The 19,495-nt window shown below is 70.6% G+C and carries 18 protein-coding genes; 11 read left to right on the top strand and 7 right to left on the bottom strand.

Going from position 1 to position 19,495, the window contains the following annotated elements; genetic code table 11:
- Positions 1-27: 27 nt before the first annotated feature.
- The 6 genes from MIAR_RS03200 to MIAR_RS03175 form a co-directional block, all read right to left on the bottom strand.
- Entirely contained in the window at positions 28-771 is a 744-nt protein-coding gene (locus MIAR_RS03200) for an ABC transporter permease (RefSeq protein ID WP_285631194.1), read from the bottom strand.
- Entirely contained in the window at positions 768-1,466 is a 699-nt protein-coding gene (locus tag MIAR_RS03195) for an ABC transporter permease (RefSeq protein WP_285631191.1), read from the bottom strand. The genes MIAR_RS03200 and MIAR_RS03195 overlap by 4 nt, the downstream gene beginning before the upstream one ends.
- Position 1,467: 1 nt before the next feature.
- Positions 1,468-2,286 (bottom strand): ABC transporter ATP-binding protein, encoded by an 819-nt coding sequence (locus MIAR_RS03190; protein ID WP_285631188.1) that lies wholly within the window; start codon positions 2,284-2,286, stop codon positions 1,468-1,470.
- 192 nt (positions 2,287-2,478) lie between these two features.
- Positions 2,479-3,873 (bottom strand): dihydrolipoyl dehydrogenase family protein, encoded by a 1,395-nt coding sequence (locus MIAR_RS03185; protein ID WP_285631185.1) that lies wholly within the window; start codon positions 3,871-3,873, stop codon positions 2,479-2,481.
- Between the two features lie 114 nt (positions 3,874-3,987).
- Positions 3,988-5,088, bottom strand: a complete 1,101-nt coding sequence (locus tag MIAR_RS03180) for a lactonase family protein (protein ID WP_285631183.1) — start codon at positions 5,086-5,088, stop codon at positions 3,988-3,990.
- 135 nt (positions 5,089-5,223) lie between these two features.
- Positions 5,224-6,510 carry an adenylosuccinate synthase gene (locus MIAR_RS03175; protein ID WP_285631180.1) on the bottom strand — a complete coding sequence of 429 codons (1,287 nt, stop codon included), beginning with the start codon at positions 6,508-6,510 and terminating at the stop codon, positions 5,224-5,226.
- Between the two features lie 176 nt (positions 6,511-6,686).
- Here MIAR_RS03175 and MIAR_RS03170 point away from each other — a divergent pair, with 176 nt between their 5' ends.
- Together MIAR_RS03170 and MIAR_RS03165 are read left to right on the top strand one after the other, a co-directional pair.
- Entirely contained in the window at positions 6,687-7,628 is a 942-nt protein-coding gene (locus tag MIAR_RS03170; protein ID WP_285631177.1) for a DMT family transporter, read from the top strand.
- A 63-nt stretch (positions 7,629-7,691) separates the two neighbouring features.
- Positions 7,692-8,432 (top strand): Pr6Pr family membrane protein, encoded by a 741-nt coding sequence (locus tag MIAR_RS03165; RefSeq protein WP_285631174.1) that lies wholly within the window; start codon positions 7,692-7,694, stop codon positions 8,430-8,432.
- A gap of 9 nt (positions 8,433-8,441) precedes the next feature.
- On the opposite strand, the gene MIAR_RS03160 is transcribed toward MIAR_RS03165, so the two are convergent.
- Entirely contained in the window at positions 8,442-9,464 is a 1,023-nt protein-coding gene (locus MIAR_RS03160; RefSeq protein WP_285631171.1) for a DUF2804 domain-containing protein, read from the bottom strand.
- A gap of 80 nt (positions 9,465-9,544) precedes the next feature.
- Between MIAR_RS03160 and MIAR_RS03155 the strand changes: the two genes are divergently transcribed.
- The 9 genes from MIAR_RS03155 to MIAR_RS03115 all read left to right on the top strand — a co-directional run bounded on the left by MIAR_RS03155 (position 9,545) and on the right by MIAR_RS03115 (position 19,484).
- Complete coding sequence (locus MIAR_RS03155) at positions 9,545-10,438, top strand: ICP22 family protein (protein ID WP_285631168.1); 894 nt, start codon at positions 9,545-9,547, stop codon at positions 10,436-10,438.
- A gap of 318 nt (positions 10,439-10,756) precedes the next feature.
- On the top strand, positions 10,757-11,764 hold the full coding sequence (locus MIAR_RS03150) for an AAA family ATPase (protein ID WP_425561629.1): 1,008 nt from the start codon (positions 10,757-10,759) through the stop codon (positions 11,762-11,764).
- A 109-nt stretch (positions 11,765-11,873) separates the two neighbouring features.
- Positions 11,874-12,812: a DUF58 domain-containing protein gene (locus MIAR_RS03145; protein ID WP_285631163.1), complete on the top strand. Its 939-nt coding sequence runs from the start codon at positions 11,874-11,876 to the stop codon at positions 12,810-12,812.
- Positions 12,799-13,287: a hypothetical protein gene (locus MIAR_RS03140; RefSeq protein ID WP_285631160.1), complete on the top strand. Its 489-nt coding sequence runs from the start codon at positions 12,799-12,801 to the stop codon at positions 13,285-13,287. The genes MIAR_RS03145 and MIAR_RS03140 overlap by 14 nt, the downstream gene beginning before the upstream one ends.
- Positions 13,278-14,264, top strand: coding sequence for a VWA domain-containing protein (locus tag MIAR_RS03135; protein ID WP_285631157.1), 987 nt, complete (start codon positions 13,278-13,280; stop codon positions 14,262-14,264). The genes MIAR_RS03140 and MIAR_RS03135 overlap by 10 nt, the downstream gene beginning before the upstream one ends.
- The gene (locus MIAR_RS03130; RefSeq protein ID WP_285631154.1) at positions 14,261-15,307 is read left to right on the top strand and encodes a VWA domain-containing protein; all 1,047 of its coding nucleotides are present in this window, start codon (positions 14,261-14,263) and stop codon (positions 15,305-15,307) included. The genes MIAR_RS03135 and MIAR_RS03130 overlap by 4 nt, the downstream gene beginning before the upstream one ends.
- The gene (locus MIAR_RS03125) at positions 15,304-16,128 is read left to right on the top strand and encodes a hypothetical protein (RefSeq protein WP_285631151.1); all 825 of its coding nucleotides are present in this window, start codon (positions 15,304-15,306) and stop codon (positions 16,126-16,128) included. Before MIAR_RS03130 ends, MIAR_RS03125 begins: the two co-directional genes overlap by 4 nt.
- Complete coding sequence (locus tag MIAR_RS03120) at positions 16,122-17,237, top strand: hypothetical protein (protein ID WP_285631148.1); 1,116 nt, start codon at positions 16,122-16,124, stop codon at positions 17,235-17,237. The genes MIAR_RS03125 and MIAR_RS03120 overlap by 7 nt, the downstream gene beginning before the upstream one ends.
- A gap of 159 nt (positions 17,238-17,396) precedes the next feature.
- Positions 17,397-19,484, top strand: a complete 2,088-nt coding sequence (locus MIAR_RS03115) for a HelD family protein (protein ID WP_285631880.1) — start codon at positions 17,397-17,399, stop codon at positions 19,482-19,484.
- Positions 19,485-19,495: the final 11 nt, after the last annotated feature.

Genomic DNA, 19,495 nt, shown 5'->3' with positions numbered 1-19,495 from the left:
TGCCTCTCTGTGGAGTGTTCAAGCGGTTCAGGCCGTGACGGATGCCGCGCGTCGCGCGGACCGCCGCCCATTGCGGTCGGAGGAAGAGGTGCGGTCGGGGGACGGGGAGCGGATGCCGGCCGGCACGGCCGCGCGCTGCAGCGCAGCCAGCAGCAGGTCGACCAGGAGCGCGAGCACGGCGACGAGAAGCGCACCGGCGAGCACCTGGTCGAATCGCCGCAGCGGGATGCCCTGGATGATCGGCCAGCCGAGCCCGCCGAGGTTCACGTACGCGCCGATCGTGACGGTCGCGATCACCTGCAGCAGGGCGGAGCGGATGCCGCCGACCAGCAGCGGCATGCCGAGCGGGAGCTCGACCTTCGTGAAGATCTGCCACTCGGTCATGCCGACGGCACGTGCGGCGTCGATCACCCTGCGATCGATGGCCTCGAAGCCTGTGTAGGCGCCCGCGAGCAGCGAGGGGATGGCGAGCAGCACGAAGGTGATGACAGCGGCCAGCGGTGTCTGCAGCACGCCCAGCAGCAGCACGAGCAGGATGAGGAGCCCGAACGACGGCACGGCGCGCGCGGCGCCCGAGACGGCCACGGCGATCTCGCGCCCCTTTCCGGTGTGCCCGATCAGCCAGCCGGCGGGGAGCGCGATGGCGGCGGCCACCAGCACGGAGATCGCGGTGTACAGCAGGTGCTGGCCGAGCAGGGTGGGCAGGGCGTACTGCCCCTGCCACTGCGCGGGGTTCAGGAGCCAGGAGATCGCGTCGGTGAAGAGGTTCATGCGGCCGACCTCACCACTGCGCGCCGGGCCTTCGACGGGCTGAGGGCGCCCCCGCCCGCCGACGTCGCCCGCGTCCACGGCATGAGCATCCGGCCCAGGAGCACCAGCAGCACGTCGATGACCAGGGCGATCACGACCACCGCGACCACGCCGGCGAGCACCTCGGCGATGATGCGCCGCTGCAGGCCGTTGGTGAACAGGTAGCCCAGGTTCTCGACGCCGATCAGGATGCCGACGGTGGCCAGCGAGATCGTGCTGACCGCTGCCACGCGCAGACCCGCGAGGATCACCGGGCCGGCGAGCGGCAGCTCGACCGTGAAGAACCTGCGCGGGGCGGCGTAGCCCATGGCCGTGGCCGCCTGCCGCACATCAGGGTCGACGGAGTCGAGCCCGTCGGCGACCGCGCGCACGAGGATCGCGACCGCGTAGATGGTCAGGGCGATGATCAGGTTGGGCTCGTCGGTGGCCGAGTACCCGAAGACGGCCGGCAGGAGGATCAGCAGTGCGAGGGAGGGGATCGTGTACAGCAGGCCGGTGAGCACGATGACCGGCCCGCGCACCAGCCGGTAGCGCCAGGCCACCCAGCCCAGCGGGACGGAAAGGAGCAGGCCCAGCACGATCGGCGTCGCGCTCTGCTTGAGATGCACGAGCGTGAGGCCGAGGATCAGATCCAGGTTGTCGCCGACCCAGTTCACGTCAGGTCCCGTCCTTGAGCACGCCCTGGGTGCGCCCCTCGGAGTCCACCACGACCGTGCCGCGCGGGGTCTGCTTGAGCGAGAGCGCGCGACGGCCGCGCTCGGCGCCGATGAACGCCTCGACGAAGTCATCCGCCGGATTCTCGATGATCTCGCTGGGGCTGCCGACCTGCACGACCCGTGCACCCTTGTCGAGGATGACCACCTGGTCGCCGAGCAGGAACGCCTCGTCGATGTCGTGCGTGACGAACACGACCGTCTTGTCGAGCTCGACCTGAAGGCGGATGAGCTCCTGCTGCAGATCGGCGCGCACGATCGGGTCGACGGCGCCGAACGGCTCGTCCATCAGCAGGATGTTGGGGTCGGCCGCGAGTCCGCGGGCGACGCCCACGCGCTGCTGCTGGCCTCCGGAGAGCTGGCTGGGATAGCGGTCGGCGAGTGAGGCATCCAGCCCCACCGTGCTCAGCAGCTCCCGTGCTCGGCCGTGCGCCTCGGTGCGGCTCACGCCGTTCAGCCTCAGCACGGTGGAGACGTTGTCGATCACCGTGAAGTGCGGCATGAGCCCGGAGTTCTGCATCACGTACCCGATGCTGCGGCGCAGCCGCACGGGGTCGCGGTCGAGCACGCTCTCGCCGTCGATCGCGATGGTGCCCGAGGTCGGGTCGACCATGCGGTTGATCATGCGCAGCAGCGTGGTCTTGCCGCATCCGGACGACCCGACGAAGACGGTCGTCTTGCGGGAGGGCAGCACGAGGCTGAAGTCCTCGACGGCCAGCGTGCCGTCGGGGAAGCGCTTCGAGACCGAAGTGAACTCGATCATCCGCCGCGGCCTACCGGCCGACCCGCCGCAGCGCGGTGGCGGGGAAGCAGTGGTTGCCTTCGATCACGGTTCCCTCGAGTACTGCCTTCATGTGCGTACCTCCTGGCGTCCTTTCGAGCGTAGGCGACACCTCCGACAACGCGCAGGAGTCGCGGGAACTTCCCGGATTCCCGGCATCCGCGCCGTCCGGAGTCAGGCGGACTGGCGGCCGTACGCCTCCAGCAGCCGCAGCCACACCTCGTTCATGGTCGGATAGGCCGGCACCGCGTGCCAGAGCCGGCTGATCGGCACCTCGCCGGTGACGGCGATGGTGGCGGCCTGGAGCAGCTCGGCGACGTCGGCGCCGACGAACGTGACGCCCAGCAGCACCTCGCGCTCGGTGTCGACGATCATGCGCGCCTGCCCCTGGTAGCCGTCCGCGTGCAGGCTCGATCCGGCCACCCACCCCAGGTCGTAGTCGATGACCTCGATCTCGTGTCCGGCCGCGCGGGCGGCATCCGCCGTCACGCCGACCGAGGCGACCTCCGGCTCGGAGAAGACCACCTGCGGCACGGCCGCGTGGTCGGCGGTCGCGACGTGACGCCCCCAGGGCTGATCGGCGACCACTTCGCCGCGCGAACGCGCCGCGATCACGTCGCCCGCGGCACGCGCCTGGTACTTGCCCTGGTGGGTCAGCAGCACCCGGCCGTTCACATCGCCGACCGCGTACAGCCAGTCGCTGCCGGGCACGCGCAGGGTGTCGTCGACCTCGATGTAGCGGCCGGGCTCCAGGCCGACCGTCTCCAGGCCGATGTCGCCGCTGCGGGGCGTGCGCCCGGTCGCGACGAGCACCTCGGATGCCGTGATCTCCCCGTCGCCGACCGTGACCACCACGTGGTCGCCCTCACGGCGCACGGCGCAGGTGGCGGTGTTCAGCCGCACATCCACGCCCATGCCGCGCAACCCCTCGGCGACCCGTTCGCCGGCGAAGGGCTCCAGGCCGCCGAGCAGGCCACTGCGGGCGATCAGCGTGACGGATGCCCCGAGTCCGGCGTACGCGGTGGCCATCTCCGCCGCCACGACACCTCCGCCGATGATCGCCAGTGACTCGGGCACGTGATCGGCGCTGGTCGCCTCACGGCTGGTCCACGGCTTCGCATCCGCGAGCCCGGGGATGCCGGGGATCGTCGCATCCGTGCCGGTGCTGATCGCGACGGCCTGCCTGGCGCGCAGCACCCGGCCGCCGACGGTGACCTCGCGTTCGCCGGTGAGGCGGCCGTGGCCGCGCACCAGGTCGATGCCGGCGCCGTTCAGCCAGTCGACCTGGCCGTCGTCCTTCCAGTGCGAGGTGAAGGAGTCGCGGCGGGCGAGCACGTCGGCGAGGCTCAGCGTTCCGCCGCTCACGCCCTTGACGTGCTGCGCCGCGCGCAGCGCCTGGATCGGGCGCAGCAGCGCCTTCGACGGCATGCACGCCCAGTACGAGCATTCACCGCCGACCAGCTCGCTCTCCACGATCACGGCGGTCAGCCCGCCCTGCACGGCCCGATCGGCCACGTTCTCTCCGACAGGTCCGCCGCCCAGCACGATGAGGTCGTATTCGTCGCTCATTGCTTCAGTCTTGCTCAGCATCCGCTCGGTGGGGCCGTCGCCTCGCAGATCTGCACAACTTCGCATGGATCGGCAGGGAGGTCTGCGGAGATGTGCCGAACTGCGCGGCTGCGCTCAGCGCGTGGGCAGGATCACCGTCGGCGTGGGCGCGGACGTCGTATGACGCACATCGCGCGGCGCCCCGGTGCGCTCGTCGAGGTCGATCGCGCTGATCGTGCCCGAGCGCTGACCCGCGACGAGCAGGACGCCCTCGTGCACGAGGTGGTGGCGCGGCCAGTCGACGCCGGAGTCGGCGAGCGCGAGGGGCTCGACCGCCTCGCCGGAACCGCGCACCCGCAGCGCCGAGATCGTGTTGCTGCCGCGCAGCGCCGTGTACAGCGTGTGCCCGTCGCGGGAGAGGGCGAGCTCGGCGGGGGTGTCGAATCCGACCTGTGCGATCGGCGAGGCAGTGGTCGCCGATGCCAGCGCCCAGCTGCCGTCCCGGGCGGATGCCAGGGTGAACACCTCGCAGGAGTACTCCGTCACGACGTGCAGGTGACCGCTGGGGTGCATGACCATGTGCCGCGGGCCGGTGCCGCGGGGCAGCACGACCTCGTGGTCGAGAGCCAGTCCGGTGCCGGCGGACCGCCAGATGCGCACGAGGTCGAAGCCGAGGTCGGTGGTGGCGATGCGGCCGTCGGGCAGGAACACGGCGGCGTGCGCGTGCGAGGCGCGGGGCTCCTCACCGGTCGGTGTGGGGTAGGGATCGGATGCGGCGCCCGGCTCCCCGGCATCCTCGGCATCCGATTCGCCGAACAGCGCCGCGCGCAGCGCCGCGGCCCTGTCGGGCGCGGCTGGCACGATGCTCCCGTCAGCGCCGAGGCCGTAGCGGATGACGCGTCCGTCGCCATAGCAGCTGGCGATCAGCATCCGTCCGTCGGGGGAGACCGCGAGGTGGCAGACGTACTTGCCGGCGTCGACGGGGCGGCCGAGCGGGCGCAGTGTCGCCTCGCCGCTGCGCCCGAAGGCCTGGACGGCGGCCGAGCCCTCCAGCGCCGCGTACACGACGTCGAGGGTGGGATGCTGCGCCAGCCACGACGGAGACGAGACCGGCGCCGCCGTGCCGCGGTAGGTGAGCGTCGACGCGCCACGCCCCTCGTCGACGGAGAGGAAGCCGATGCCCTCGGCATCCCCGTCCATGTCGTCGCCGTACCCGCCGACCCAGAACCGCGTCATGCCCACTCCTCCGATGTCGAGCTGCTTCTCGAGTGCACCGCTTCGCGACGGATGGACCACCTGCCGACGCCGGCAACCGGTGCGCTCGACGGGAACCGGCTCACTCGCGCCGGAAACGCGCTCCGGCGGCGCGCGTCAGTCGACGAGGTCGTGACGCACGATGACCTGCTCGCGCTCGGGACCGACGCCGATCACCGAGATGCGCGTGTTGCTCATCTTCTCCAGCGCCAGCACGTAGTCCTGGGCGGTCTGCGGCAGGTCCTCGAAGGAGCGCGCCTTCGAGATGTCCTCGCTCCAGCCCGGGAAGTACTCGTAGATCGGCTTGGCGTGGTGGAAGTCGGTCTGGTTGACCGGCACGTCGTCGAAGCGCACGCCGTCGACGTCGTAGGCGACGCACACGGGGATCTGCTCCAGGCCGGTCAGCACGTCGAGCTTGGTGAGCACCAGGTCGGTGATGCCGTTCACGCGCGTGGCGTAGCGGGTGATCGGTGCGTCGTACCAGCCGGTGCGGCGCAGGCGACCCGTGGTGGTGCCGTACTCGAAGCCGGTCTTGCGCAGCCACTCGCCCATCTCGTCGAGCAGCTCGGTCGGGAACGGCCCCGAGCCGACGCGGGTCGTGTACGCCTTCACGATGCCGACGATGCGGTCCAGGCGGTTCGGGCCCACACCGGAGCCGGCCGCCGCACCCGCGGAGGTCGCGGTGGACGAGGTGACGAACGGGTAGGTGCCGTGGTCGACGTCGAGCATGGTGGCCTGACCGCCCTCGAACACGACGACCTCGCCGCGGTCGAGCGCCTCGGCGACCAGGTGACCGGTGTCGGCGACCATCGGGCGCAGCCGGTCGGCATAGGTGAGCAGCTCGTCGACGATCTCGTCGCACGTGATCGCGCGGCGGTTGAAGATCTTCACCAGCAGGTGGTTCTTCTGGTCGAGCGCGCCCTCCACCTTCTGCCGCAGGATGTTCTCGTCGAACAGGTCCTGCACGCGGATGCCGACGCGGTTGATCTTGTCGGCGTAGGCCGGGCCGATGCCGCGGCCGGTGGTGCCGATGTTGCGCTTGCCGAGGAAGCGCTCGGTGACCTTGTCGAGCGTGCGGTGGTACTGCGTGATGATGTGCGCGTTGGCGCTGACCTTGAGCTTGGAGACGTCGACGCCTCGGGCGGAGAGCGCCTCGAGCTCCTGGAACAGCACCTCCAAGTCGACGACCACGCCGTTGCCGATCACCGGCGTCACGCCGGGGGTCAGGATGCCGGAGGGCAGCAGGTGCAGGGCGTACTTCTCGTCGCCGACGACGACGGTGTGCCCGGCGTTGTTGCCGCCGTTGAACTTGACGACCCAGTCGGTGCGCTCGCCGAGCAGGTCTGTCGCCTTGCCCTTGCCCTCATCGCCCCACTGGACGCCGACGATAACGATTCCTGGCATGGGTGTACCCCCTGGTACTGCACGCTGTTCGCCGGGTTTGCACCGGCAGATGAGCTGGCCCGAACGGGCGTGTCCATCCTACCGGAGGGCCTGCGACAGCCCCTTGGCGGGAATCGGATGCCGGATGGCTGTCGACGCGGTCGACCGATGTCGGCGGCACCTGGGACGATCGGAGGATGCCATCATCACCGGACCCCGCGCTCGACGAGACCGCAGCTCCCGCGAAGGCCGCGCGCCCGAACGGGCCGCTCGTCCTGCTCGCTGCGCTGGTCACGGTCGTGTTGTGGGCGTCGGCGTTCATCGGGATCCGCGGCGCAGGGCCGCACTACGACCCCGGCGCGCTCGCCCTGCTGCGGATGGCCGTCGGCACGCTCGCGCTCGGCGTGATCGCGCTGCGACGCGGCATCCGCGTCCCCGCCCGCAGGCAGCTTCCGCTCGTGGTGGTCTGGGGCGTCGGCTGGTTCTGCGTGTACAACCTGGCGCTGAACGCCGCGGAGCGCACGCTCGACGCGGGCACCGCGGCGATGGTCGTGAACCTCGCCCCGCTCATGGTGGTGGTGTTCAGCGGACTGTTCCTGCGCGAGGGCTTCCCGACGCCGCTGATCATCGGGGCCCCGCTCGCATTCCTGGGTGTGGTGCTGATCGGCATGACCTCGCACACGGATGCCGGGCTCGACGTCACCGGACTGCTGCTGGCCCTGCTCGCCGCCGTCATGTACGCCGGATGCACCCTGCTGCAGAAGCATCTGCTCAGCGCGGGGGCGGACTCGACCACGCTCACCTTCTTCGGTGCCGCCGCGGGCACGATCGCGCTACTGCCGTGGACCTGGGGCGTGATCCAGGCCGTGCAGACCGCGCCGCTCGACGCCACGCTGTGGGTCGTCTACCTCGGCATCTTCCCCACCGCGGTCGCCTTCACCACCTGGGCGTACGTGCTGCAGCGCAGCACCGCCGGGCAGACCTCCGCCACCACGTACGTCGTACCCGCGATCGCGATCCTGCTGTCCTGGCTGATCCTCGGCGAGGTGCCGACGCCGCTCATGCTGCTCGGCGGCGCGCTGTGCCTGCTCGGCGTGCTCGTGACGCGCATGAGGTGGCGGCGGCGCGTGCGCGAATGACCCCGTGGTTCCGCTCCCCGTCGCTACAGTGAGCGTCGGGGGACCGAGAGCGTCGGAGGAACAATGCGCACCGCAGGAGCAGTGACGACCTGGTGGCCGTGGGCCCGCATCGCGGCATCCGCCCTGGGTTTCGCCGCGATCATCGGACAGCTCGCGCTGACGCTGAGCATCGCCGCGCACGCGAAGACCGAGTGGGGCGGGCACCTGCCGACCGTCGCGGCGAACTTCTTCAGCTTCTTCACGATCCTCTCGAACCTGGGGGCTGCGGTGATCCTCGCGATCGCCGCGATCTGGGCCTGGACGAAGGGCCGCGACGCCGCGCAGGAGCCGCGCTGGCTGGCCGTGACCCTCGCCTGCGTGGCGACGTACATGATCGTCACCGGCATCGTCTACAACGTGCTGCTGCGGGGCATCCCGCTTCCGCAGGGCTCGACCCTGGGCTGGTCGAACGAGGTGCTGCACGTGGTCATCCCGCTGTTCCTGCTGGTCGACGTGCTGTTCGCCCCGAAGCGCCGGATGCTGTCCTGGGGCACGATCGGCGCCATCGCGGCGTTCCCGATCGTCTGGGCGATCTACACGCTGGTGCGCGCGAACCTCATCATCGCGCCCGCCACAGGCGAGCCCTACTGGTACCCCTACCCGTTCCTGAACCCGCACATCACCCCGGGCGGCTACCTGGGCGTGGCGGGCTACATCGTCGGGATCGCCGTCGCGATCATCGCGGTGGGTGCGGGCGTGGTGTGGGTCGCGCGGAAGCGCGCGGCATCCGTGGTCGAGTCCGAGGCGGAGCCGGCCACGGTCTGAGGCGCCCGCTCACCAGCGGTTGTGCACCTCTTCTGCCCAGCCGAAGATCCCCTCGAATGCGATGACCTCGCCGTCGTCGGTGCGGAAGGTGCCCGACCAGTCGCCGAAGCACTGGTCGGTGGAGGAGGAGAGGATGCCGAGGTTGGTGCGCGTCTGCTTGTCGTAGACGGGCGTGAACACGGCATCCAGTCCACCGCCGCTGATCCGCCAGGGGCGCCGCCAGTCGGCGATGTCGTACTGCCAGTCGAGCTCCACGCTGATCTTGTGCAGGCGTCCGTCGACGAGGAACGCGTTCTCCGTCGAGCCGGTGCCGTCGGTCCACTTCGCGCCGACCTGGATGCCGATCACGCGGCCACCGGACCTGCCGGAGCCGGCACCCCAGTTCCAACGGATGTCGTAGGGCCAGCGGCCGCGGCCGTGGTCGAGCACGGCCCAGGAGTCGCCCTCAGGGAGCACGTGCACAACGCCGTCGAGGGTGAGGGTTCCGGATGCCGGCCGGGCGACGTCCTTGAGCGTGTACTGGAACCGGGTGCGGCTCCACGGCACCACCACGGCCAGGCGCTCGTGGTCCTCGGGCAGCCGCGCGACGACGTCGATCTCGGCGCCGGGGATGCGGGCGCGCAGCCGGGTGCCCTCCGGAAGCTCGTCGATTTCGATCGCGAGGTCCTTCGCGCGGGCGCGGCTCGGCCCCTGCTCGGCGCTCGGCGGAAGGGTCACTCCGCGCGCCGGGATGGCGGTGACGGAGCGGTGCCAGGCGCGCTCGGTGGCCCGATCCAGCACCCACACCTCGTGCACCGCGGCGTAGTCGATGGACGACACCGTCATGCCGATCACGTGCGTCGGAGTGGTGGTCCCCCAGTACTCCCAGCGCTTGTTGCGGCCCGCGAAGCGGAGCCCGTCCCGCGCGATCCCCGAGGTGTCCACGAGCGGCGAGCGCGCCCAGCCCACGGCATCCCGGTTCAGCGTCCCGTCGGCACGGGTGAGCACGACGGGTGCGATGAGCTCCCGCTCATCGAGACGGTTCCCGGGCACGGCGCCCCCTTCTGTCCTGTGATCCCAGGATGCCAGCAGGCATACTGGAGGTCGACCGGAGTGGTCAGGGGGTGTGTGTGATGACGGACGACTGGGGTGAGGCGACGGCCGAGCTGTGGGCCCGTGCCGCCCATCCGCTGCGCCGCGATGCGCGTGCCGCCGCGCCAGCGGGTCTCCCCGCCGCCACCCCGATCGCGCACGCGCCGCAGGAGGGCGCCGTGGTGCACCGCGGCCTGCTGATCGCCGGTTTCGCGTTCATCGCCGTGATCGGCCTGGCGGCCACGACCGTCGGCATCCTCACCTCCGGTGTCGGGGCGGGTGTCACCGCGGATGCTTCGGCAAGCCGGCACGGCGCGACCTCCCTGCTCGCCGAGCGAGGCGTTCCCTCCGCGGCGGACGACGAGCCCGACGGGCCGGTGGATGCCGGCGACGCGGGCGCGTCCACAGATCCGAGCACCGCGACGGATCCGGATGCCCCCGCAGACGGTGCCGCGAACGCGCCCGTCGACGCGGGCGGGGCGCCTCCGGCATCCGGTCCCGGTTCCTCCGTACCGGGACCAGGCGCGTCGGACCCCGGGCCCACCGACCCGGGCCCCGCGGACCCGGGCCCGGCGAACCCCGGCCCGCCGACGCCGACCAACCCCGCTCCCTCTGACCCGACCCCGCCTCCTCCCGTGCCGCCTGCAGCCCCGAAGCCGCTGGCGTTCACCGGGATCACGCCGAACTACGCCTTCAACATCCTGGGCATCAAGCTGCTGGCGAGCTACACGCTCTCGCTGTCCGGCCAGCCCGGGGCGAAGGCGGCCGTGACCTACGGAGGCCTGCCCGCCGGAACGGTCACCTTCGACAGCGGCGGCCGCGCCTCCCTCGTCGTCGGCGCCTCCCTGTTGGGTCTGAGCAACCCGATGATCGGCGCCTCGTACTCCGACGGCACCGCCGGAGCCGCGATCCAGGCCCGCCGCGACTCGATCTGAGACCCCGCGTCCCCTCCATCCGGAGCATGCGCACAGACGACGTCGCCGTCGGCGGTTACCCTGTACCGGGGGGATCAGCGGTCGTCGTCGATCTCTCGACGCACGAGGAGAAGACAGATGACCGACTTCCCGGTTCCCGGCGCCGCTTCGTCCGCGCCCCCGCCTCCGCCCGCGCCGGCTGCACCGATCGCATCCGCATCGACTGCCGCACCGGGTTCCGCTGATGCGCACTGGGACACGGATGCCGTCGACGCGACGCGACCGTCCGCCCCGCCGCGACCGCCGCTGCCCACCCCGTCGACAGACTCGGGTGTCCCCGTGGCTTCGGCGGACCGCCGCGGGAACGCGACCCCCGAGGAGCTCGCCCGGGCGCAGCGCATCCTGAAGGTCATCTCGGACTCGTACTCCACCAAGATGGTCGGCCAGGACCGGCTGCGCAGCAGCCTGCTCATCTCGCTGATCGCCGGCGGGCACATCCTGCTGGAGTCCGTGCCCGGACTCGCCAAGACCACGGCGGCGAGCACGCTCGCCGACACGGTGAAGGCCAGCTTCAAGCGCATCCAGTGCACCCCCGATCTGCTGCCGAGCGACATCACCGGCAGCCAGATCTACGACGCTGCGACCGGCACCTTCCGCACCGTGCTCGGACCGGTGCACGCCAACTTCGTGCTGCTCGACGAGATCAACCGTTCCAGCGCCAAGACCCAGTCGGCCATGCTCGAGGCGATGCAGGAGCGGCAGACCACCATCGGCGGCGAGATCCACGCCCTGCCGAAGCCCTTCCTCGTGATCGCGACGCAGAACCCCATCGAGCAGGAGGGCACCTACGAGCTGCCCGAGGCGCAGATGGACCGCTTCCTGCTCAAAGAGATCGTGGAGTACCCGAGCCCGGCCGAGGAGTTCGAGATCCTCGGACGCATCGACTCCGGAGTGCTCAACCCCGACCGCCACGTGCCCGGCGTGATCTCCCTCGAGGACGTGCAGGATCTGCAGGACATCGCCTCGCGGGTCTACATCGACCCGGCGATCCGCAACTACATCGTGCAGCTCGCGTACGTCACCCGGAACCCGGCGCCGTACATCGGCGAGGAGCGCGCCCGCTTCATCAAGTACGGCGCCAGCCCCCGTGCGAGCATCGCGTTCCTGCAGGCGTCCCGTGCGCTGGCGCTGCTGAACGGCCGCACGCACGTGCTGCCCGAGGACATCCGCGCGCTGCGCCACCTGGTGCTGCGTCACCGTGTGCTGCTCACCTTCGAGGCGGATGCCGAGGGGATCCGCAGCGAGGAGATCATCGACCAGATCTTCGCGTCGGTGCCCACCCCGTAGCGACGCTTCGATCCCCATGCCCCACTCCAGCCGCCGCTCCGCGTCGCCAGGAGCCTCGGGGGCACGGGGCCCCGCTCATCAATCTATTGAGGACAGTTTCCCGGCAGCCATGGCAAGTCTGATCACCCAGGTGAAGAGCAAGCTCTTCATCCGCTCATCGCAGAAGTCGATGCACGCGCTGGATGGCGCTTATGCATCGCTGCTGCGCGGGCGCAGCCTCGATTTCGAGGATCTGCGTCCGTACGAGTTCGGCGATCAGGTGCGCGACATCGACTGGCGCGCCACGGCCAAGCAGGGCGAGCCGCTCATCAAGCGCACCAAGGCGACGCGGATGCACACCGTGCTGTTCCTGGTGGATTCCGGTCGCGGCATGAAAGCCCTCGCCGAGGACGAGCGCTCCAAGCGCGATCTGGTGGTGCTGCTGACCGGCGCCCTCGGCTTCCTCACCGTTCGCCACGGCGATGACTTCTCGATCATCTACGGCGACTCCGACCGCGTGCGCCGGCTGCCCCCTGGTGGCACCGAGGGCGCGCTCGAGCACGCCCTGCGCACCATCCGCCAGGCCATCGACGACAGCGACACCCCGAGCGACCGGGACGCCCTGCTCCGCTACACGGCGCGCAACATCTCGCGACGCTCCATCGTCGTGATCGTCACCGACGAGACGCCGATGTCGGACGACACCGACCGGCTGCTGCGCCGGCTCAAGGTGCAGCACGACGTGCTGTGGCTGACGGTGCGGGATGCCGAGATCGTCGTCGCGGGTAGCGCGCGGGCGAGCGCGTTCGACCGCGCCGTCGACCCTGGTCTCGCCCGCACCGCACCCGGTCACCGCCGTGACGTGGACAGCGGCTGGGGCATCCCCGACTTCGTGCACGGCGACGCCGAGGTGATGGCGGAGCTGGCCGCGCTCGAGGAGGCCGACACCGCGCACCGCGACGAGGTGCTGCGCCGCCACGAGATCACGCACGCCGAGTTCGGCGGGCAGGACACCGCGGTGGCGACCCTGCTGACGATGCTGAACAGGAGGTCGCATGCCCGCGCCTGACGACCTCTATCCGCCCGTGCAGTACGGCTGGGGCTGGATCCTGCTCGCGATCGGCATCCTGCTGCTGCTCGGTGTCGCCGCCTGGCTGCTGTGGTTCCTCACTCGGCCGAAGCACAGCATCACGCTGCACGGCGCCCCCGTCTACACGCCTCCGACGGCCGACGTGCTCACGCAGCTGCGCACCGAGTACCTCGCCGACGTGCAGCGCATCGAAGATGCATACCGATCCGGGAATATGCCCCCGAAACAGGCGAACCTCGAGCTGAGCCGGCTCGTGCGCGGCTTCGTCAACGACTACTCCGGCCTCGAGGCGCCCGTCCTCGCCCTCGACGACCTGGTCGCCCGCGGCGTCGATCCGGCGCTGATCGACGCCATCCGCCGGCACTACTACCCGAGCATCTTCCAGCGCGGGCCGGCGATCGATCCGCGCTACGGCGCTGAGGCCGCGCGCAAGGTGGTGCAGACATGGCACTGAACACCTGGTGGATGATCCTCGTCGCGCTCGGCGTGCTGCTCGTCGCCGCCGCCCTGGGCGTGCTGCTCGGCCTCCGCGGCCGCGAGCGGGCCGAGAGCGCACCGGCCGCGCTGGTCTCCCGCGCCGAGCGGCTGCGCAGCCTGCCGTCGTTCCGGGCATCCGTTCGCCGTCGCATGAGCCTGCTCTCGGGCATCCTCATCGTCGGCGCGATCGCCGTGCTGCTGGGCGGGGTCGTCGCCGCGCGGCCGATGTCGGCCAAGACCATCCAGCCCATCAACAACAGCCGCGACATCATGCTGTGCCTCGACGTCTCCGGCTCGATGTCCGACGTCGACGTCGAGGTGCTGAGCGTGTTCGAGGAGCTGCTGAAGGGCTTCAAGGGCGAGCGCATCGGGCTGACGATCTTCAACAGCTCGCCCGTGCAGGTGTTCCCCCTCACCGACGACTACCCGTTCGTGAAGGAGCAGTTGCAGCGCATCCGCAGCAGCTTCGACTACAACGACGAGACGCCCGAGCACTGGGTGGGCACGCTGAACGGGCCCGGTGCCTCGCTGATCGGCGACGGGCTCGCCGCCTGCACCATGCGCTTCGACCACGCCGAGGACGACCGCAGCCGTTCGGTCATCCTCGCCACCGACAACGAGCTGGCCGGCGCCTCGATCCTCACCATCGAGGAGGCCGCGCAGTACGCGAAGTCCAAGAAGGTGCGCGTGTTCGCCCTCAACCCGGTGCAGGGCAAGGATGCCGAGGTCAGCGCGCAGCTGGAGAACGCCGCGGCCCTGACCGGCGGCCGGTCCTACGCGCTGCGCGACACGACGACGGTCGGCGACATCATCGCCGAGATCCAGAAGCAGGAGGCGACGGCGCTGAAGGGCCAGGCGCAGGTGGTGCGCGTGGACAGCCCCAACCTGGCGATCGCGCTGACCCTGGTCTCGATCCTCGGCTTCCTCGTGCTGCTGTGGAGGGTGCGCCTGTGATCCTCCAGCCCGTCCTGCATCCTGTCCTGCTCGTGCTGCTGCTCGCAGCGCCGGCGGCTCTCGTCATCCGCGCCCTGATAAAAGGCCCCAAGGCCGGCCCCGGCACACCCGGCCGCCCGATCTGGGCGCTGCGCCTGGGCATGATCGTCGTCGTGTTCGCCATGCTGCTGCGCCCCGGCATCCCCGGCGGCACCTCGCAGACCCTCGCGACGGACACCGACATCGTGATCGTCGTCGACACCACGGCCAGCATCATCGCCGAGGACTGGGACGGCGACAAGCCGCGCCTGACCGGCGTGCGGGCCGACGTGCAGTCGATCGTCTCCGAGTACCCGGGCGCGCGGTTCTCCCTGATCAGCTTCGACGCGGCGGCGCAGCTGCGCCTGCCGCTGACGACGGATGCCACCGCGCTGATGTCCTCGCTCGACGTGATGCTCCCCGAGATCACCGACCAGTCCCGTGGGTCGTCGATCAGCATCGCGAACCGGATGCTGGCCGACACCCTCTCAGCGGCGGCGAAGTCGTCGCCCGACCGCAGCCGCATGGTCTTCTACCTCGGCGACGGCGAGCAGACGACATCCAGCGACCCGGAATCCTTCGCGAGCAGCGCGAAGTACGTCGACGGAGGAGCCGTGCTCGGCTACGGCACCGCCCAGGGCGGGCCGATGAAGAAGACCACCGGCCGGGCGGGCGCGAACGGACAGGGCGGCGACTACATCGAGTACCAGGGCGAGCGGGCCATGTCGGTGATCGACGAGGCCAACCTGCGTCGGATCGGCGAGCAGCTGGGCGTGGAGTACCAGCACCGCACCGCGGATGCCGAGATCGTCCTCCCGAAGGCGCCGACCACCACGACCGACTACGCCGCCTCCGGCGAGGTGGGCAACGTGATCGAGCTGTACTGGGTGCTCGCGCTCGTGCTGGTCGCGCTCATCGCCGTCGAACTCGCCCGCGCGACGATGCTGGTCACCCGCCTGCGCGGACTGGCGGACCGCCCCGCGCGTCCTCCGCGCACGTCGAGCGACAAGGGAGGCGCCGCATGACCACCCTCCAGCCGGCAGCCGAGGCCGCTCCCGCCGAGCGACCCTCGAACCCGACTCCCGCCGACGCCGCCGCGGCGCTGCTGGCCGCGAACCGCCGCAGGCGCAGCATCCGCCGCTGGGTCGCGATCGGCACCCTCCCGCTCACGCTCGCCGCGCTGCTGTTCGTCGGCAAGCTGCTGAGCATGTACGCGTTCGCGCACCAGTCGATCAGCTCGTTCGTCACCGGCGGATACGCGGAGTCGGAGTCGGCCGCACGCGGGCAGGACTTCCTGAACTGGTTCGAGCAGTTCAAGGCGCCGTACAACATCGGCACCGCGCTGGCCGGCGCCGAGAAGCTGCCCCAGGCCCGCACCGAGCTCGAGCGCGCGCTGCCTCTCGCTCAGGGGCTGGACGTCTGCTACGTGCGCATCAACCTGTCGCTGGTGGTGGAGCGGCAGGGCGACGCCGCTCAGGCGAAGGGCGACGCCGCGAAGGCCGCGCAGTTCTACGGCGAGGCGCTGCAGATCACGGCGGAGACTCCGAAGGAGTGCAGCAGCGACGAGGCGCAGAACCAGTCGCCCGACCAGAACCGCGACATGAAGGACACGCTGGATCAGAACCAGCAGCGTCAGCAGGAGAAGCAGCAGCAGAGCCAGCAGCAGCAGAAGCCGGATCAGGACCCGCAGCCGCAGCCCGAGGAGAGCGAGCAGCCGCAGGACCAGCCCTCGCAGGGCGACCTCGACGAGATCGAGAAGAAGCTCAACGAGGGCGCCCAGGACCGCGAGAACCAGACCGGCGGCGACCAAGAGGGCTCCGGCGGCGGGACGGACAAGCCGTGGTAGAGCAGCAGCGCAGCAGGTACACGGGTGGCGCCGAGGGTGCGCCGCCGCTGCCGCCGCCCGGCGGCTATCAGGGCGCGCGTCGCACGTCGACGGGGCTGGACGCGGCGGCGGGCCTCGCCCCAGCGTCCGGCGACGTGGTCTACACGTCGGCACCCCCCGCCGAGAAGAAGGGCGTGAACGCGCTGGGCCTGGTCGCGATCACGGCGACGGGGCTCTTCGTGCTGGTCATGCTGCTGATGATGGGCGCGGGCGGAACGGATGCCCTGTACGGGGCGTCGATGATCGTGGTGCAGTTCGTGGTGCTCGGCGTGATCGTCGCCGCGCTGTTCACCGTGCGCGGGCGCACGCTGGGCGTCATCGCCCTGGCGGTGACGCTGGTCTTCAACGTCGCGACGGTCGGCGCGATGGGTGCGCTGCGCTCGGCCGCCACGCATGCCTACGGCGGCACGAAGTCGGACAAGCAGAAGCACGAGGAGGCGTACCCGGGGATCAAGGGCGTCCCCGAGCGCCAGGCGCTGGACAACCCGTCGCTGGAGGATGTGCAGGCGCAGGGCGATCAGGTGATGGCCAAGGTGCGCGAGCGTCTCACGCAGCAGTTCGGGTTCAGCTGGGTGCAGACCGGCAAGGTCGATGTGAGCCCTGAGCGCAACGGCTACGGCGGCGAGTCGATGCTGCAGAAGTACACCTCCACGGTGTGGACGACCGAGCAGCCCGTGCAGGACACCCGCCGCAAGCGCGACGTGATGCGGGTCGTGAACCAGGTGCTCGCCGAGAACGGCATGTCGGATCTGTATGCGCTCAACGAGCCGGGCGTGATGGGCATCTCGAACGACATGCTCACCAAGCTCTACGGCTCCGACGACCCCGAGCGTCAGCACACCTGGGAGTACTACTCCGACACCTATCCGGATCCGCTGCGGTTCTACACCTACGTGTACGACCTGTCGAAGGACCAGACCGGGGACTTCCGCACCCAGCGCGAGGCCTTCAAGCAGCAGAGCGGCGAGCCCCTCGAGGGCGTGCAGCTGGTCGTCTTCGCCCGCCAGGTGCTGCAGGAGAAGGACCGCGCGGCGTACGAGCAGAAGCTGAAGGACTACCCCGGGTTCTGACAGTTGCGCTCAGCGCGTTTCCATGCCCTCGGCGACAGCTGACGCCGTGAGCGGATGCGCTGGTCAGGAGGCCAAATCCGGGCCGAGAAGTCAACGTTGTCTTTGCCGGCCGAACCCTTCAAGGTGGACGCTGGACGAAGGGAGCCACGGGTGACGGAAATGGTCGTGGACAAGACGGAGCAGCGGGGATCCGAGCAGCGTGCGGTGGAGCGGATGTTTGCGCGCCTGGATGCGGAGGAGTCCGCCCTCGCGGCCGCACAGGCGCGCGTGGCCGCCTCTCCGGCCGAGGGACCGGGGTCTCGTCTGGCGAGGGATGCCGAACTCGCACGCCTGAGCGGGGAGCTCGGTCGCCTTCGGCTGGCGGAGCGCTCGCTGTGCTTCGGACGCATCGACAGCAGCGCCGGAACGTCGATGCATGTCGGCCGTGTCGGATTGCGCACCGAGTCGGGTGAGATCCTCCTGGTGGACTGGAGGGCGGAGGCGGCTCGACCGTTCTACGCTGCCACGCCGGCGTCTCCCTCGGGCCTGCGCCGTCGTCGTCACCTGCGTCTCGATGGGCGCCTGGTCGTCGGCGTCTCCGACGAGATCCTGGACGGGACCGCCCCGACCGGCGAGGACGTGGTGGGCGATGGACCGCTCGTGTCCGCACTGAGCGGGGCGCGGACGGGGCGCATGCGCGAGGCGGCATCGACGCTGCAGCGGGAGCAGGACGAGATCGTGCGCTCAGAGCACCGCGGCGTGATGGTCGTCGACGGCGGCCCCGGAACGGGCAAGACGATCGTCGCGCTGCATCGGGCCGCCTACGTGCTCTACGCGTTTCCGTCCGTCGCTGAGCGGGGTGTGCTCGTGTTCGGGCCCAACAGGCGCTTCCTCGACTACATCTCCGACGTGCTCCCCTCGCTCGGGGAGAACGATGTCGACCTGGCCACGACACCGGACCTCGTCGCGGTCGAGGCGACCAGGTCCGAACCGGATGCGGTGGCACGGGCCAAGGGCCGCATCGCCTTCGCGGAGGCGATCGCGCGAAAGGTGCGGGAGCGGCAGCCGTTCGGCGTGCCCCTGCGACTCGACACCGCGCACGGATCGGTGGTCCTGGACGCCCGGCGCGTCGACGCGGCCCGCCGCAGCGCACTGCAGGGCGGCGTCGGCCACAACCGCGCACGGGGACTGTTCCTGGAGTACGTGGTGGACGACCTGGTGGACGAACTGGAGCAGCAGACCGCGAAGGAGATGGCGGATTTCGAGGAGGAGCTCAAGGAGGTCGGAGTCGATCTCGACCGCATGTTCGCGCATCAGCACGGCGAGCCGGAGCCGCACGGTCTCGAATCGTCCCCCGGCGGCCTGGACATCGATTGGGATCGCATCCGCGACGATCTGCTCGACGATGCCGGCATCGGTCGGATCGTCTCCGGGGTGTGGCCCGCGCTTCGCGCGGAGGACGTGCTGCTCGGCCTGCTCGCGGATCCTGAGGCGCTCGCGCTCTGCGCGCCGGAGCTCTCGGACGAGCAGATCGCCGCAGTCGTGTCCGGGGCGGGCGCGGGATGGAGCGGGGCTGATCTCGCGGCACTCGACGAAGCGCGTGCGCTCGTGGACGGCACCCCCGAGGCGACCTACGGGCACGTCGTCGTCGACGAGGCGCAGCAGCTCTCCGAGATGGAGTGGCGCATGCTCATGCGCCGCTGCCCCAGCCGCTCGATGACCATCGTCGGCGACCTCGCCCAGGCGGGCCCGACGACGACGGTCACGCGGTGGGAGGAGGCGCTGGAGCCGTTCGTGGACGGTCGATACGCGCACCACACGCTGACCGTCAACTATCGGACGACCGCCGAGATCCTCGACGCGACCCGCCCGGTGCTCGCCCGCATCGCCCCGTCGCAGCGGCTGTCGAACTCGATCCGTCACGGCGAAGTCCCGAGCCACCACACCGTCGCCGATGCCGATCGCGCGCTCGGCGACCTGGTCGCTCGGGTGCGCGACGAGCATCCTCAGGGTCTGATCGGGATCATCGCCGCGCCGCGCCGCATCCGAGCGCTGGATGCGGGGTTCGCAGGAGACGGCGTCACGGTCGTGCCCGCGCCCGACGCACGAGGGCTGGAGTTCGACACGGTGATCGTCGTCGATCCGGACGAGATCGAAGGCCACAGCGAAGCCGGCCTCCGCGATCTCTACGTCGCGCAGACCCGAGCGACCCAGCGCCTGATCACTCTCGCGATCGCACCGCGCGGCGGAGCCGCAGTCGCGTCCTGAGGCCGCGAGGA

Origin of the sequence: Microbacterium arabinogalactanolyticum, assembly GCF_030268005.1 — a bacterium.
Lineage (GTDB): Bacteria > Actinomycetota > Actinomycetes > Actinomycetales > Microbacteriaceae > Microbacterium > Microbacterium arabinogalactanolyticum.
This window is presented reverse-complemented; position numbering and strand designations above follow the sequence as displayed.